Origin of the sequence: Nostoc sp. NZL, from assembly GCF_015714705.1 — a bacterium.
In the GTDB taxonomy this organism is placed as follows: domain Bacteria; phylum Cyanobacteriota; class Cyanobacteriia; order Cyanobacteriales; family Nostocaceae; genus Nostoc; species Nostoc foliaceum_A.
On sequence record NZ_WBKL01000115.1, the window covers coordinates 40,863 to 56,561 of the forward strand.

At 43.1% G+C, this 15,699-nt stretch carries 17 protein-coding genes; 6 read left to right on the plus strand and 11 right to left on the minus strand.

Features of this window, described 5'->3' with window-relative positions; all coding sequences use genetic code 11:
- Positions 1-78: 78 nt before the first annotated feature.
- The 3 genes from F8R90_RS15620 to surE form a co-directional block, all read right to left on the minus strand.
- A complete protein-coding gene (locus tag F8R90_RS15620) occupies positions 79-1,161 on the minus strand; it encodes a bifunctional riboflavin kinase/FAD synthetase (protein ID WP_196511492.1) in 1,083 nt (360 codons plus the stop codon).
- Between the two features lie 497 nt (positions 1,162-1,658).
- Positions 1,659-2,555 carry an MBL fold metallo-hydrolase gene (locus F8R90_RS15625; protein ID WP_196511493.1) on the minus strand — a complete coding sequence of 299 codons (897 nt, stop codon included), beginning with the start codon at positions 2,553-2,555 and terminating at the stop codon, positions 1,659-1,661.
- 287 nt (positions 2,556-2,842) lie between these two features.
- Positions 2,843-3,640 carry a 5'/3'-nucleotidase SurE gene (gene surE, locus F8R90_RS15630; RefSeq protein ID WP_196511525.1) on the minus strand — a complete coding sequence of 266 codons (798 nt, stop codon included), beginning with the start codon at positions 3,638-3,640 and terminating at the stop codon, positions 2,843-2,845.
- Between the two features lie 344 nt (positions 3,641-3,984).
- Between surE and pheS the strand changes: the two genes are divergently transcribed.
- From pheS to F8R90_RS15645, 3 genes are read left to right on the plus strand one after another with little or no spacing between them, the layout of a single operon-like run.
- Positions 3,985-4,977, plus strand: a complete 993-nt coding sequence (pheS, locus tag F8R90_RS15635; RefSeq protein WP_190892424.1) for a phenylalanine--tRNA ligase subunit alpha — start codon at positions 3,985-3,987, stop codon at positions 4,975-4,977.
- 45 nt (positions 4,978-5,022) lie between these two features.
- Positions 5,023-5,238 carry a hypothetical protein gene (locus F8R90_RS15640; protein ID WP_069074154.1) on the plus strand — a complete coding sequence of 72 codons (216 nt, stop codon included), beginning with the start codon at positions 5,023-5,025 and terminating at the stop codon, positions 5,236-5,238.
- A complete protein-coding gene (locus F8R90_RS15645) occupies positions 5,235-5,519 on the plus strand; it encodes a type II toxin-antitoxin system RelE/ParE family toxin (RefSeq protein ID WP_196511494.1) in 285 nt (94 codons plus the stop codon). Before F8R90_RS15640 ends, F8R90_RS15645 begins: the two co-directional genes overlap by 4 nt.
- A gap of 75 nt (positions 5,520-5,594) precedes the next feature.
- Here the strand turns inward: F8R90_RS15645 and F8R90_RS15650 are convergent, their stop codons facing one another.
- Positions 5,595-5,753, minus strand: coding sequence for a hypothetical protein (locus F8R90_RS15650; RefSeq protein ID WP_196511495.1), 159 nt, complete (start codon positions 5,751-5,753; stop codon positions 5,595-5,597).
- Positions 5,754-6,247: 494 nt separating this feature from the next.
- Here F8R90_RS15650 and F8R90_RS15655 point away from each other — a divergent pair, with 494 nt between their 5' ends.
- Positions 6,248-6,541 carry a DUF433 domain-containing protein gene (locus F8R90_RS15655; protein ID WP_196511496.1) on the plus strand — a complete coding sequence of 98 codons (294 nt, stop codon included), beginning with the start codon at positions 6,248-6,250 and terminating at the stop codon, positions 6,539-6,541.
- 82 nt (positions 6,542-6,623) lie between these two features.
- On the opposite strand, the gene F8R90_RS15660 is transcribed toward F8R90_RS15655, so the two are convergent.
- Positions 6,624-7,844, minus strand: coding sequence for a chromate transporter (locus tag F8R90_RS15660; RefSeq protein ID WP_196511497.1), 1,221 nt, complete (start codon positions 7,842-7,844; stop codon positions 6,624-6,626).
- A gap of 145 nt (positions 7,845-7,989) precedes the next feature.
- On the opposite strand from F8R90_RS15660, the gene F8R90_RS15665 reads away from it, so the two are divergent.
- A complete protein-coding gene (locus F8R90_RS15665; RefSeq protein WP_196511498.1) occupies positions 7,990-8,415 on the plus strand; it encodes a beta-lactamase hydrolase domain-containing protein in 426 nt (141 codons plus the stop codon).
- Between the two features lie 120 nt (positions 8,416-8,535).
- Here the strand turns inward: F8R90_RS15665 and F8R90_RS15670 are convergent, their stop codons facing one another.
- The 4 genes from F8R90_RS15670 to F8R90_RS15685 form a co-directional block, all read right to left on the minus strand.
- The gene (locus tag F8R90_RS15670; protein ID WP_190892701.1) at positions 8,536-8,838 is read right to left on the minus strand and encodes a PadR family transcriptional regulator; all 303 of its coding nucleotides are present in this window, start codon (positions 8,836-8,838) and stop codon (positions 8,536-8,538) included.
- Between the two features lie 206 nt (positions 8,839-9,044).
- Positions 9,045-10,934 carry a S9 family peptidase gene (locus F8R90_RS15675; RefSeq protein ID WP_196511499.1) on the minus strand — a complete coding sequence of 630 codons (1,890 nt, stop codon included), beginning with the start codon at positions 10,932-10,934 and terminating at the stop codon, positions 9,045-9,047.
- A gap of 354 nt (positions 10,935-11,288) precedes the next feature.
- On the minus strand, positions 11,289-11,627 hold the full coding sequence (locus F8R90_RS15680) for a hypothetical protein (RefSeq protein WP_196511500.1): 339 nt from the start codon (positions 11,625-11,627) through the stop codon (positions 11,289-11,291).
- Positions 11,572-13,017, minus strand: a complete 1,446-nt coding sequence (locus F8R90_RS15685; RefSeq protein ID WP_196511501.1) for a RecQ family ATP-dependent DNA helicase — start codon at positions 13,015-13,017, stop codon at positions 11,572-11,574. Before F8R90_RS15685 ends, F8R90_RS15680 begins: the two co-directional genes overlap by 56 nt.
- Positions 13,018-13,181: 164 nt before the next feature.
- Between F8R90_RS15685 and F8R90_RS15690 the strand changes: the two genes are divergently transcribed.
- Complete coding sequence (locus F8R90_RS15690) at positions 13,182-13,619, plus strand: GNAT family N-acetyltransferase (RefSeq protein WP_196511502.1); 438 nt, start codon at positions 13,182-13,184, stop codon at positions 13,617-13,619.
- A 326-nt stretch (positions 13,620-13,945) separates the two neighbouring features.
- Here the strand turns inward: F8R90_RS15690 and F8R90_RS15695 are convergent, their stop codons facing one another.
- Both F8R90_RS15695 and dapF read right to left on the minus strand, forming a co-directional pair.
- Positions 13,946-14,617, minus strand: coding sequence for an ester cyclase (locus F8R90_RS15695; RefSeq protein WP_196511503.1), 672 nt, complete (start codon positions 14,615-14,617; stop codon positions 13,946-13,948).
- 189 nt (positions 14,618-14,806) lie between these two features.
- On the minus strand, positions 14,807-15,667 hold the full coding sequence (gene dapF, locus F8R90_RS15700) for a diaminopimelate epimerase (RefSeq protein WP_196511504.1): 861 nt from the start codon (positions 15,665-15,667) through the stop codon (positions 14,807-14,809).
- Between the last annotated feature and the right edge of the window lie 32 nt (positions 15,668-15,699).

Below are 15,699 nucleotides of genomic sequence, written 5' to 3' on the forward strand. Positions count from 1 at the left end.
AGATTGGATGATTCCCAATGCCCCATTCCCTAAATACATTGTTCCCACTCAGAACTGCTAACTCCTAACTCTTAACTTTTAACTTTGCGCTCCAGCCCTCAAAACTTCTTTAGCAACAATGCAGTCAAGTTGAATTTGTGTTTTCAAGGCTTCTAGAGAAACAAATTTTTGTTCAGGGCGCAAAAATTTCACTAGTTCCACAGCCAGTTTTTTGCCATACAAATCACCAGACCAATCGAACAGATGTACTTCAGCAGATGAATAGGTACCATTTACAGTTGGGCGGCTACCAATATTCATTACGCCTAAGATTTCACTAGGAGCGACATCTGATGTTTCACTGAGACTGAAAACGCGGACAGCATAGACTCCTTGGCGGGGCAAAAACTTTTCTTTTGGTAATTGCAGGTTGGCGGTGGGAAAACCAATTGTTCTGCCCAATTGTTGACCTTGAACGACAATACCAAAGAGAGTGTAGGGTCTTCCTAGTAGTAGATTTGCGTTTTCGATGTCGCCGTGCTCAAGGTTTTGGCGGATCAATGAAGTGCTAATGCGGGCATCCTGAGTCGGAGTAGTACTGACGCAACTGCTTTGGGTGGGCGAGTCACCTGTATAAGTTTGTAAGGGAACGATGGTAACGGGGATATTGTGCTTGGCGGCGATTAATTGCAAATCTTTGGCAGTACCACTGCGCTTTTCGCCAAAACAAAAATCCTGCCCGATGCTAATTCGCTGGCATCGCAGTTGTTGCACAAGAATTTTTTCGACGAATTCTTCGGGGGTCAAAGCAGATAATTCTTTGTCAAAGGGTAGTAGTACTAGTTGTTCTACCCCAAGCGATCGCAATTGTTGGACTTTTTCATCCAGTGGCGTTAACAAAGTCCGGGGCTGCCCCGTAAAAAATTCCTGTGGATGGGGGTCAAAGGTGACTACTGTTGAGTAGGTATATTCTTGATTTGTCAGTTGTCCGTTGTTAGTAGTTAGTTGCGGACTACTGGCTACTGAGAACTGACCACCAGCGTGCAAGACTGGTTGAATTACCCTTTGGTGGCCAAGATGAACACCATCAAACTTGCCAAGGGCAACAGCAGTCGGCGTTAGTAGCCCTTCGCTCGAAGAAGCAACCCACACAGAACACCCATTTTGAGACAAATTTAGCACGTGGATTCTGAAATTTTAGGTTTATTTTAGCTATCAGCAGGAAGCTACCTTATGGTAAACCGCCTTGAGGAGGACATTCACCAACTGCCCATGAGGTCTTGTGCAATCAGCCAGGGTGTTGATGTCACACCTTTTAGCTATCAGCCAAAAGCCTAACTCACGGTAAGTCGCCCAAGATGGGATCTTGTGCAATTAGCTATCAAGCTAATTGCTAAGTCCAGATAACTGCAAATACCAGAGCTAAAAAGGCTCTAGTTTCGTGTTGAGGCTGCAAAGAAGGTTTTACCCGACCATCACCCCAAGAGAGAGTATTTGTGGGTGTCTAGGCTGTGTTGGTGAATCTATAAAGTATGTCCTCCTGTTGTCGCCCTTATCCTGTGGCGCTCTGACAACTCTGGGCAGCGCTGTCTCACCGTGCAGCCACAGGTACGCTCTCGCGCTGAAAGCTTCTGATCACCAATCTAATCTAAAATCTACAATTCCTCCGATCGCAATCTTTAAGTAGAAAATTTACTAACAGGAAAAGATTCTGATAAGGAAACTGAGGTGGGAACCTGAAGTACCATTCCTTCCCGTGCCATAATAGCACCTGGAAATTTCTCAGATGCTTGTTTCCCGACACGATCCAAAAAGTCGTCATTGTGCGCGGGGTCGTGGTGATAAATCACCAGAGTTTTGACGTTAGCAGCTTGTGCCACTTTCACAGCTTCTTGCCAAGTAGAATGTCCCCAGCCAATTTTTGGGGTTTTTGAGCAATGGTATTCTTCGTCTGTGTATGTGGAATCGTAAATCAGAATGTCAGCATTACGAGCTAGCCACAGCACATTATCATCGAGTCGGTCAGGAAAATGTTCTGTATCGGTGATATAAGCAGCAGCACCACCACGCCAGTTGACGCGGTATCCTACGGCTTCACCTGGATGGTTTAAAGGTGCTGTTTCTACAGTAACGTCATCGATGTGGATTGGTTGCCCCGGTCGAATGTCGTAGAACTTTAAATTGGCTTGCATAATCTGCAAGGGTACGGGAAAGTTCGGGTGTAACATTTGATCATTGAGGCGCTGTTCTATGGTAGAACCATCAGGTGCGATCGCGCCGTAAATATGAAAGTCATTCCCTTTTACAAACCCTGGCGTAAAGAAGGGAAAACCTTGCATGTGATCCCAGTGAGAGTGGGTAAAAAATATGTGAGCTTCTAACGGCATTTGGCGCAACAGAGATTGCCCCAAAACATGTAGTCCAGTGCCAGCATCGAAAACTAAGCGTTTATCGCCCGCTTGCATTGATATGCAAGGGGTATTACCGCCGTAACGAACAGTGTGTGGCCCTGGGCTGGGGATGCTGCCGCGAACGCCCCAAAATTGTACGGTAAATTGATTCTCTATCCTAGACATGGGTGTTGCTTGCTGGACTGAGCGGGCGATAATTGGAAGAATTGTTACTTATTTTGTCTAAGTTTATGCTGCCTCACCAATTTTGCTAGAGGGAGGATTTCTTGGTAAAACAGCATACCCTGTTTCTAGCTGATTGTGTAAATGTGGATGAGATACTATCCAGTAGAATTTTCCAGCTTTTGGGGTATATGTGTATCACTTATTTCAAGAGTGCCCCTACGTTATAGCCTACATTTTTCTCAGATGCATTTGAATAACTCTACTTTTATCCTGATAAATCAAATGATTCACTGAAAATTGAATTCCCACTCAGATAATTTATCTAATCCAGTTGCGTAAGTAAGATTGTATTGTAACGGAGTTATACTGATGTAGTTTTTACGTACAACATGCACATCTAACGGTACATTTTGCGGCAGATTTGATCCGGTTGGGGGTTCTACATCCTCAATTACCTCTCCGGTTAACCAGTAGTACGTTTTTCCACGAGGATCAACTCGTTTATCAAACACATCAATGTAATGCCGTAGGCCTTGACGGGTAAGAGTAACTCCGGCAATTTCTTCCCATTTGACCGCAGGAATATTGACGTTGAGCAACATTAAATCTGGCAGCGGTTTTTGGGCTAACTGGTCTACGAGAACTGTGGCAAACTTAGCAGCAGCTTGAAAGTCTTTAGATGTGTGACTTATCAGACTCAGCGCTACACTGGGAATGCCTTCAATTAGACCTTCCATTGCCGCAGAAACGGTGCCAGAATACAGAATTTCAGTTCCCAAATTCGCACCTTGATTAATACCAGAGAGAACCAAATCTGGGGGAGTTTCCAGCAAAGCCCACAGCGCCAATTTGACGCAATCTGAAGGCGTACCATCGCAAGCCCAAGCTTTGATAGCAGGATGAAAAATCCCTTCAACAATTTCGGCGCGAATGGGTTGGTGTAAAGTTAACCCGTGTCCAGTTGCCGATCGCTCTCGATCTGGGCAAACTACACTCACATCATGGCCTGCCTCTGCCAAGTAGTTGGCTAAGGTACGAATCCCCAAGGCAGAAATCCCGTCATCGTTGCTAATTAATAATTTCATAGTCATTGGTCATTCGTTATTAGTTATTAGTTGTTTGTTATTAGCCATTTGTCAATGTCTGAGGTCACAAGCAGCAAAAAAATATTTATACTCACTAGTACACTGTGGCAAAAGTTTGACTACCTTTAAGACAAGTTGCTCAATCCCCAAGTCTTGTTAATTGAGATGTTAGCTGGATTGACGCGCCCGCTGTACTAGCCCAATCTTCTCTAACTAATAAACAGAGGTTTGGTTTTGACCCTCACTTTTGGCTAATGTTAATGGTATGGCTCTGAGTTGATTTATCGACCAGTTCACAGCTTTTGACTATAGACTAATGACTAAAGACCAATGACTAATAACTAATGACTAGCAATTTAGAAGCTCAACTTTTAGCACTGCGGCAGGAAGGAGAAAAAGCGATCGCAGCCGCCGATACCCTAGAACGTCTGGAAGAACTCAGAGTTAACTATCTGGGTAAAAAAGGCGAGCTGGGAGCACTGTTGCGAAGTATGGGGCAGATGAGTGCAGAGGAACGACCAAAAATTGGAGCGATCGCTAATACAGTCAAAGAATCCCTGCAAACTAGTCTAGACCAGCAACGCGTCGCCCTGGAATCCGCACAAATTCAGCTACAGCTAGAGGCGGAAACTCTTGATGTAACTATGCCGGGAATTTACAGCCCCCAAGGTCGTATTCATCCCCTCAATGGAATTATTGACCGGGCGCTGGATATTTTTGTTGGTATGGGCTACACCGTGGCTCAAGGGCCAGAGATGGAAACAGATTATTATAATTTTGAGGCTTTGAATACCCCGCCTGATCACCCTGCCCGTGATATGCAGGATACCTTCTACCTGCCAGATGGGAATCTTCTACGGACTCATACCTCGTCAGTACAAATTCGTTATATGGAAAGAGAAGAACCACCGATTCGGGTTGTTGCTCCAGGGCGAGTTTATCGGCGAGATAATGTAGACGCGACTCATTCAGCGGTATTTCATCAAATAGAACTTTTAGCCATTGACGAAGGGCTAACTTTTACAGACCTCAAAGGCACAATTAAGGTATTTTTACAAGCAATATTTGGCGATTTGCCAATTCGCTTCCGCGCCAGTTATTTCCCCTTTACTGAACCCTCCGCTGAGGTGGATTTGCAGTGGAATGGGCGCTGGCTGGAGGTGATGGGCTGCGGTATGGTCGATCCAAATGTACTTAAGTCTGTGGGTTATGATCCAGAAGTTTATACTGGGTTTGCTGCCGGTTTTGGTGTAGAACGCTTTGCAATGGTGTTACACCAAATCGATGATATTCGTCGGTTGTATGCTAGCGATTTGCGCTTTTTGCAGCAATTTTAGGACTTATGTAATAGTTATGTACTGCAAGCAAGGTAATAATAAATAATGACCTCAGTTTCCAGGTTAGATCAAGTTCTAGAAAGCATCGAAGATTTATCAGTAGATGAACAAGAAACATTAATTGATCTGATAAGTCATCGGTTGGCAGAACGGCGGCGTTCTGAAATTGCTGCTAATATCGCTCAAGCACAAGTAGAATATCAGACGGGTAAAGTGTTCCGTGGAACTGTTACTCAAATCATGGATGAGTTACGCAAGTGAGAACTGTAGTTCTGGCATCATCGTTTAAACGAGCATTTAAGCGATTGGTACGACGACAGCCAGAATTACAAGAGCGAATTGAAGAGCGGTTAGCATTACTAACCGCCGATCCATTTGATCCATTGTTGCAGACTCATAAACTTAAAGGCAAACTGTCTGGAGCTTGGGCGTGTTCAGTTGACTATGATTGTCGCATTGTCTTTAACTTTGTGCAAAATATAGAATCTGGTGAAGAAGAAATTTTGCTAATTGATATCGGCACTCATTATGAAGTGTACTGAATTGTAGGTGCTGTTGAAGAAACCAGATTTGCAGGAAATAGTGCAATCGCTTCTACTATTTTCCCAGAGTTACAGCTAACCGCAGAGCAAGTACTCAAAACTGGATAAAGCAATGCGGTTAAAAGGCAGACAGGCGAAGTGATTTGAGAGGTGCGATCGCGCAGTTTTTTTGCCTGGTAGCGGCTTGTAAATTTTCGATCGCGTACAACATTGCTGCACAGTAATTCTTATCATACTACCTCTAGCTAACTCAGCGTGGATATAGCCTGATTGACAGGATTAGATTGTAAGGTTGCTGTTGGTGATAAATATCTAAAGACTATGGGAATACTAAAGTCTGATGGTGGAAAATTTGACTGCCTTAAGCTGAGGCAGCAATTTGGGCTGAAGATTTGTCACATTTAGAAGCCTTCGATATAGCACTTAAAGCGAAAGTTGAGTATGAATAAGCCAAAAAATAGGGTGTAATATTTTTGTGTTTTGGTACACTGGCTTCTTGGTGTATACGTTTGCTAGATTGAAAATATTCAGGTGGTTGGTGAATGATAATAACCACCATTTTGAGACTTTATTTAACTATTCCTGAATGACCGGGGATATCTGCCAAAAGTTCAAATCTGCCGCCTAAGTATTTTGCGAGAAATTCCTCTGCGATCGCACCAGCCTCCTACTGACCATAACTATTGGTAAACTAAAGACAACGCCAGTTATGCTGAGTGATTCGTTATATGTTTGCTGAAACCTCCTCACGCTACGTGACCCGCAACCCTGAAATTTTAAGTGGAGAGCCAATTATTATAGGTACTCGCACATCTGTTCGTGTCATTGTCGGTTTGTGGCGGTTGGGGATTATGCCAGAAAAAATCCTGAGCCATTTGCCACATTTGACGCTTGCACAAGTATTTGATGCTTTGAGTTTTTATCTCGAGCATCAGGCAGAGATTAATGAATACATTGAGCGAAACCAAGTACCCGATGAATTAATACATCCATCTGTAAAAGCTATATTGGGCAAGTCGTGACAGTTTTTGCTGCACTTTACAGCGATGAGGATATGTCCGCGTTGGTTGCTACACTATTGCACGGTTTGGATATCATAACTCACTATATTGAGCCGAATAGTATGCGTGAAGCAAGTCCGATTGCTCCTCCTGCTAGCACTAACCAAGCTGAATTAATTTTAAATCGAAACACAGCGATCACACTCAAAACTGCCATAGTAATTGTTAACCAATCTACTAGCGCAGCTCGTCCTAATGTATAGGTAACTCCTGCCATTAATCCTAAAGAAGCCGCATTCACACCATCCAGAAATCCACTTGCCCAGGAAGATTGACGCAATTTAGGAACCCAAGGATTAACCAGCCACACCAGCATAAAAGCTGGCAAGAAAATACCGATTGTACCAGCTATCGCTCCGGCATTTCCTGCTAGCAAATACCCAATAAATGTTGCAGTGGTGAAAACAGGCCCCGGTGTAAACTGACCGATCGCTACAGCATCTAAAAGCTGTTGTGATGTCAACCACTGATTGCGCTCGACTAAATCCCGTTGCAGAAATGCCAGCAATACATAACCACTACCATAGAGAACACATCCAATTTTGAGAAAAAAGACAAAGACGTTAATCCAAGTGACTGATGTCACTGCTGCTGTCGTACTACCAACCTGCGCCAGAATACCTGAAATAGGTAACAGGAATGCTCCGCTTGTATGTCCTCTGGCTTGCCAATTCTTGAGTAGCATGACAGCGATACCTAGTAATATCAGCACCAAAATTTCATTCAATCCAGCTAAGTACGCTATAATCGCAGCCATCCCTGCAATGATCGTTGGCATGTCTTTGGCTGCCTTTTTCCCCAGATTCCACACAGCCTGAATCACGATCGCAATAATTACAGGTTTAATTCCATAGAGCAGCCATTCTACCTGGGGAACTGTTTGATAACGATCATAAATGGCGGCTAATGCCCAAACAATTAGCATCGCAGGTAAAATAAAGCAGCTACCCGCAACTACTAAACCACGCCATCCGGCTCGTTCGTAGCCAATGTGAATGGCTAATTCCGTCGAGTTGGGGCCTGGAATCAAATTCGTAATTCCGAGCAAATCTAGCAGTTTCTCGCGGCTCATCCACTGACGACGATTCACCACTTCATTGTCCATCATGGCGATATGGGCAGCAGGACCACCAAAAGCGATCGCCCCCAATCGCAAAAACACCGCCGCCAGTTCCCTTAATCGCTGCTTTTGTTGTTTGGGAGTCAGAGCATTATAGGAAATCACTTCTTGCTCTTTCTGGATATCCTCAGCTTCCTGCGCCACTATGGTTTTCCTGATTAATTGATGATATTGACAAAATTAATATATCGAATTTCGATAACGGAAATCTATATACTTAGAAGTTAGTCTGTGTTACTATGCCGTTGACTAGTAAACACGGTAATTCTATCGAGATTAGGGGGTATGTATGAGTGATGTCAAGAAAGTGAGCGAGGAGTTTTCGGCAGGTGGACAGCCAACCCCAGAGACACTAAAACAGCTTGCTGATGAAGGATATAAGTCTGTGGTGAATCTGCGATCGCCCAATGAAGTTGGAGCGTTAGCAGACGAACAGCAACAAGCAAAAGCCGCAGGTCTTGAATATGTTAATGTTCCACTCAATTCAACTTCAGCCAACGACAACTTGACTGCAACAGTTCTCTCAGAACTAGAGAAATTGCCGACTCCTGTATATTTTCATTGTGGTGTAGGTGGACGAGCCAGCGCCTTAGCGCTCATTGCCTTTGCAACCCATCAAAAGCTGAAACGTGAACAGGTTTTGGCAAGAGCAAAGGAACTTGATATCAACCTAAACCAACCTCATCTCCAGAAGTTTTTAGAAAGCCTATCGTGAGTAGTGGTGAGTTAGGAGTTGTAGAGACCCGATTAATCGCGTCTGTACTGAATTATGAGTTAAGAGTTAGGAGTTAGGAGTTAAAAGTTTTCCCCAATCTGCCCTACTCCCTACTCACCACTATTTCTCGAACAATTCGCCAAATAATTCCCGTACCTTTTCTTTTGCGTCTTCTAGAGTCATTTTTCCTAAATCGGTAGCCCGATATAGTCGTCGGCTCTGCCGCCCCGATCTCTCCTCAACGGAATATAGATATCCCTTGCGCTCCATATCATGCAGCATTGGATAGAGTGTCCCAGCACTGAGTTTATAGCCGTGACGTGCCAGTTCTTCAATAATACCTAGCCCAAAAATTTGCTCCTGAACTGCATGATGCAGAATGTGAAGCCGAATCAAGCTTGAGTAGAATTCTCTTCCATCCATTGGGCAAGGCTTTTGCGACACTTAGAATTTCATTTTCGCTTATATCGCACTGGTTCAAATCTACCGCCTAAATATTTGGCGAGAAACTCTTGTGCGATCGCATCCCTCGCTCAAGCCATTTTCTAACATGGCAAACCAGCCTGCTGCTGACCAATTGAAAATATTAAGGTGGTCAGTAAATTACACTAACCACCATGCGTGAGACTTTATTTAACTATTCCTGAATGACCGGGGATATCTGCTAAAGGTTCAAATCTGCCACCTAAATATTGGGCGAGAAACTCCTCTGCGATCGCAAAAAAGTGCAAGCGATTTTCTGGTCTGGCAAAACCATGCCCTTCATCTGTGTAAAGTGCATATTGCACCGGCAAACCAGCTTGCTGCATTGCGTTGACAATTTGATCGCTTTCTGATTGTTTCACTCGCGGATCATTTGCACCTTGACCGATAAGTAAAGGTTTTTGAATTCGGTCAGCAAAGAATAAAGGCGATCGCGATTTCAAAAATTCCTCTTCTGTATCCAAGTTACCGACACGATGATAAAGCATTGCCTTGAGTGGTTCCCAATAAGGCGGTATAGTTCCTATCAGCGTAATTAGATTACTCGGCCCCACAATATCCACACCAGCGGCAAAAACTTCTGGTGTAAAAGTTAACCCCACTAGAGTGGCGTAACCACCATAAGAACCACCCATAATGGCAATCTTTTGCGGATCGGAAATACCTTGTTCCACTAGCCAGTTCACACTGTCAATCAAGTCGTCGTGCATCTTAGCAGCCCATTCTCGATTTCCAGCATTCAAAAATGCTTTGCCGTAGCCAGTGGAACCGCGAAAGTTTACTTGTAAAACAGCATAACCCCGGTTAGCTAGCCATTGCGCTGTAGGAGAGAAACCCCAAACATCCCGCGCCCAAGGGCCACCGTGAACCAGCAGTACTGTTGGTAAATTTTGCGTAGGTATTCCCACAGGGGTTGTTAGGTAACTGTGGATAGTTAAGCCATCCCGTGCTTCATAGGAAATCGGTTGCATTGAAGCTAACTGCAACGTTTCGAGTTTGGGTTGGTTACTAAAAAGGAAAGTGCTAGTTTTTGACTCTCGGTTGTAGGCATAGTAATAAACTGGCCCATCGTCAGTTCTATAAGCTACTAGCCAGGTTTTATCTTCCAAGTCGCGGCTAATTACAGAGAATTCTCCAGGACGCAGCTTGGCGATTTCTTCAAAATCAGCGGCGATACTTTGGTCAATTACCTGCCATTCCTGTTTGTCTTTGTAAAAAGAAACTGCTTGGATAACTCGCGTTAATGGTTGAATGATTATCCCCACAACATCATACTGCTGGTCTTCAGCAATGACGATTTCTTGACGGGTGTCTAGGTCAACAGCTAGCAGACGTTTAGCGTTAGCATCGTGATTCCCTTGAATATAAAGGGTTTTACCATCATCTGAGAAGCTAACAGAATTGCCTTCCTCCTCTGGCCCCCAGTGGCGGAGAATTTCCCACTGTTTCTCTGGCATTTTCTGTAATAAGAGGTCATAACCACCATCGGGTGTGCTAGCTGTCGCTGCACGTATTTGGAAATCAGCGTCAGATGTCCAACTGATAATATTACCGGGGTTGTTAGTGTCGAACTCTACTGCACCATTTTTTAGGTTGATGCGATAAACGTCAAACTTTTGGGGATTGTTTAAGTTCAACGCTACCAGCACTTCATCTGGAAATTTTGGCTCCAGTTCTACGAGTTCGGCTTTCACACCCTGGAATGGCGTTAAGTCACGCACAATCTTGGAGTGAATATTAACCAAGTGGAGGTGAAAGTTCTCGTCGCCATCCGAGTCTTGCATATAAATCAACTGGTCAGCGTTATAAGTCCAGAAGAAAATGCGGATACCGCGCTTTTTGTCGACAGTTAGTATTTGGTCGTCTTCTTGTCCTATAGTTCGCAACCATACCTGCAAGACATTTTTCTCATCAGGGGCGATATATGCCAAGTACTTACCATCAGGCGAGAGTTGTGGGCTAGTTTTTTCGGGATTCCCAAACAGAATTTCGCGCGGAATCAGCGGTGGTAGGGAGGGTGCTTGAGCAGATGACATATTTTTATCCTCTACTTGACCAAATAATTACTAATTCGTAATTCGTAATTCGTAATTAAAGAGGGTACAAGCCTCTACCAAATCAAAGATTTGGTGGTGCAACAATTCAGTGGTGGGTTCAGAGCAAGCATTGTAACTACGAATTACGAATTATAAATTACGAATTATGTTGACTACTCTATTGTCACTTGGTGGAGAAAATGACAATTCATCCTATTGGGTGAACCTAGAATAGTACGGGAACGCCTGAAGGTAAAAGAGCGCCCCCATGTAGAGACGCAATTTATTGCGTCTAAAAGACAGGCACATTAGAGAGACGCGATAAATCGCCGTCTCTACAGACGAATTTACTCATCAATTATTCTCGGCGATGAGTCTTTGATATTCGTAAATGAGTCTTTGATATTCGGCGACGAGTCTTTGATACTCGTGAATGAGTCTTTGATACTCGTGAACGAGTCTTTGATACTCGTGAACGAGCCTTTGATACTCGGCGACGAGTCTTTTATACTCGTGAACGAGTCTTTGATATTCGGCGACGAGTCTTTTATACTCGTGAACGAGCCTTTGATACTCGGCGACGAGTCTTTGATACTCGTGAACGAGTCTTTTATACTCGCTGACGAGTCTTTGATACTCATTGACGGCAATTATCGCAATGTCCGCAACGCAGGTTAGCGGCTTCTTTGTCAAAACCAAAGGCGTTTAACAAAAACTGCCAACGACACTGCTTAGTTGTCAGGTATTGATGCATCTGTTTAGCAGCGTGTAATTGTGTTGGTGGCTGATTTCCCGCTTTTTGAGCAATGGTGTAATGAAAAGGGTCAAGCCAGTTTAGCTGACCACTGCTGTGGAGTAATGCCAGCGCTGTAGCACCTCCGGGAAATTTTCGGGTTACTGCATTCACTTCTCCCTGTTTCGGTAATTTTTTCACAAGTTGCTGCGCTATTTGTTGTTGCGATCGCATTTGTTCGTGAAAAAACTGCTGTCTTTGCTTATCCTCTGGGTCTAACCATCCCGTAGGTTCACTCACCAATGTCAACGCCTCTGCCGGTTTCCCATCCCTTCCAGCGCGGCCAATTTCTTGCACATATTCAGATAGCAGATGTGGTGCGTGAAAGTGGGCAACCCAACGAACATTACTTTTATTAATCCCCATGCCAAACGCACAGGTACAGACAACAAAGGGCATTTTACCACTTAACCAGCTTGCTTCTACTGCACGGCGTTCTGTTGCACCCAATCCCGCATGATAACTAGCTGTGGCATAACCCATCTCTGCTAACCATTCAGCTAAATCTTCACTATCTCTCCTAGTGCGAACATAAACTAATCCCGATTGTTGCGGTCTATTTTGAATAAACTTTAATAACTGCTGTTTCCTACCTCGTGGTGTCCAAGCTATGCGAACGCTGGGATGCAAGTTAGGACGGTATGGATTCAAGCGAAAAATCTCTGGTTGCTGTAATTGTAAAACTGTTTGAATAATTTTTTGGGCTGAGGGGTCAGCAGTAGCAGTAAAAGCGGCGATACTGATTTTTGTTCCTGGTGGTTTTGATTTTAGCAATGCAGGACGTACCGCCCCTAATCTGCGGTAAGCTGGGCGAAAAGTATCACCCCACTGCACTAAACAATGGGCTTCATCTAAAATTAAGCCATTAATTTGCAATTGTGGGTGAGACAATGTTTCCCACACAGGTGCACTTAGCAAAGTTTCTGGTGACAAATACAGTAATCTTAGCTGTTGACGTTCTAAAGCTTGCAGAGTTACACGGCGTTGAGATGAAGACAATTCGCTATGCAAAAGTGCTGCTTTTTGGTGGCTTTCTCGTAGTTCCTGTACTTGATTTTCCATCAACGCCACCAAGGGCGAGACTACTAAAGTTAATCCTGTTTGTAGGAGTGCAGGGAGTTGAAAACAAATCGACTTACCTCCACCTGTGGGCATAATAATCAGTGCATCTTTTTGCGCCAATAAACTGCTGACAATTTCTCCTTGTGGTGGACGAAAATCTTCATAACCCCAGATTTTTTGAAAAGCTGCGCGAACTTCTTGCCAAGATTTTGTTGTAGGCTGATTCATAATCAATGCTAGATGCATATATATCCTTGAATACTGAAATATAGCCTTTATTATCCAGCTAATGGTTCAGTAATTTCATCATCTAACACTGCAACCCGCTGACCGAAATAATGAATTATAATTAGTTATTGTTTTCCGACGGATTAAATAAAAGATGTAGCCGGATGAACGAAGAATTAAAACACAAGTTTTACATCAGCACTGATAAATCTAAATTAGATATTCAAATGATTCATGATTTTTTAGAAACTTCCTATTGGGCTGAAAACATCCCATTAGCTACTGTTGAAAAGTCAATAAAATATTCTTTCTGTTTTGGACTTTATGAAGGCAATCAACAAGTTGGCTTTGCGAGAGTCATCACTGATTATGCAACTTCTGCGTTATTAAAAGATGTTTTTATTCTGGAGCCTTATCGAGGACAGGGTTTAGGAAAATGGTTTGTAGAATATATTTTGGAATATCCAGAACTGCAAGACGTGCAAAGGTGGTTGTTAGGTACAAAAGATGCTCATGGACTTTATCGCCGTTATGGTTTTAAAAATTTGATAGAGCCGGAAAAAATCATGATGCGTCTAAATCCAAATGCTGATCAAGCATAAATGAAGAGTGCTGAGTATGGTAAACGTGAGTTCGATAAACTTCTCCCTACCTTGAACTAAAGTTCAAGCCTGTCCCGTTCCGACTCGGAGAGGGAAGGTTTTGCGTAGTAAAACCAGGGAGAGGTATTTTTTTAGGGATAATTAGATGGACACTATATGAATCTTCGAACTCACGTTAAGTAAGTGGATATTTTAAAAGTATTAGGTGATTATAAGTCGCTACTAGACAAACAAAGTCTGCGCAAGTGGACTAAGACAAAATCAAGTGTTTGGTAACTTGCGGATGGAGGTTTGGTCTGTATAGTCGTAACTTCTAGTCGCCAAAGCTACTGATTTTGGGAATGGAAGGGACAACCACCTGCCGTTAATTTCTGAAGAAAGACACTATTATCAAAATAATGCTCTAAAGACTCAATCTTTAAGTCATCAGTCACACGAGCAATACTAACTCCTACGATTTCTATTGTTTCTCCTGTGGGTGCATAGTCTTTATAGGAGCCATTAAATGTCCCCCAATGTCGCCACTTAAAGGTAACATTAGGCGGCCCCGAAAGGATTTCTGTTAATTCCCAAAGGAAGCCATTAGGAAAGGCTGTATGAAAAACTTGAAATGACGATTCAAAGGTTTCTGTTTCAGAGCTATACTGCTCACTTTCACCCAAAAACAGGTTATAAGTACCTTCAACTGCAACATCCTGAGCAGTGAATTGTTGTCCTCCATTGGTACTCATTTTAAACTTATCAGTAACAATCGAAAGCCACTGTTGAGGATTAGATTTATTAGAAGCTTCCATCTCAAAATTTCGGACTAAGTTTTGTGCGATCGCTTCTAAAGAACCTTCAGGATGCTGGAATTTACTCTCTTGATGAAGAAATTCATTGGTGTATGAATAATCAGGGCGTTTTCCTTCTCGCCACTGTACTTCTTCATCATGAGCAATGACTATATCTCTATCTTGTACCCAGAGTGGCAATTCTGTTGTTTTCTCGCTACTCATACAAGCTAATTGACTATAAACATCGTTTCTTAGAATAAGATTTTATGGATATAAGTAAATCGAAAAATCTCAAAAAGTAAACAATATTCATAATAAACCCAGTATGCTTGACTTTTTGCACAAATCAGAATATTGGCAACACAGATGCTTCTTGACCTAGAAACTTATCCTATCGGATTTAGAAGCTTTTTAGTCTGTAAACAATTCTGCTGATAATTCACCTTCAGCAACCTTTGTCACAGAACCTGTCATCGAAATTGTCAAATCATCGTTAACTTGGATCAAAATTTCTCCACCAGGCATTTGCACAGTAATAGAGGAATCGCATAAACCAAGTTTATGTGCAACAGCCGCTGCTGCACTGCTGCTACTACCTGAAGCTAAAGTGTAGCCAGCGCCCCTCTCCCAAATTTCAATTTGGATAGTATTTCGGTTCAAGACTTTCATGAATTGAACATTGGTACGGTTTGGAAAAAGGGGATGAACCTCTAATATTGGCCCATACTGTTTGGCAATGGCGGGCTTGATTTCAGCTAGAGGAATCACACAGTGGGGATTGCCAATAGTCGCTGCACAAAAGGTAAAAGTTTCATCGCTAACACTGATTTTTTCTTCAATTACTTCTCTGCGTAGGTGTAGCCCGCCGTAGGCATCGCCAACTACTGGGATATCATTACTCCAAAAGCTAACTTTTCCCATCTCTACCTGAACCGTTTTCCCTGCATCTTGAATAACCGATTGAACCAATCCACCCACAGTTTCAATTGAGAAAGACTCTTCGCTAACAAGACCTCTATCCCAGAGGTAGCGAGAAAAAATCCGCAGTCCATTGCCACTCTTTTCAGCCTCACTCCCGTCTGGGTTGAAGATGCGTAATGCAAACTGGGCTGTTTCGGACGCTAACGGCCCCAACAAGATGCCATCTGAGCCAATTCCAAAATTCCGATGGCAAATTGTTTTAATTTTTTCAGGAGTGAGCGGAAATAATAAATCTTGGGGATTAATAACTAGATAGTCGTTACCAAGAGCATGATATTTGTAGAACTTCATCAATTTAGGCTAATCACACATTACTACAAGGC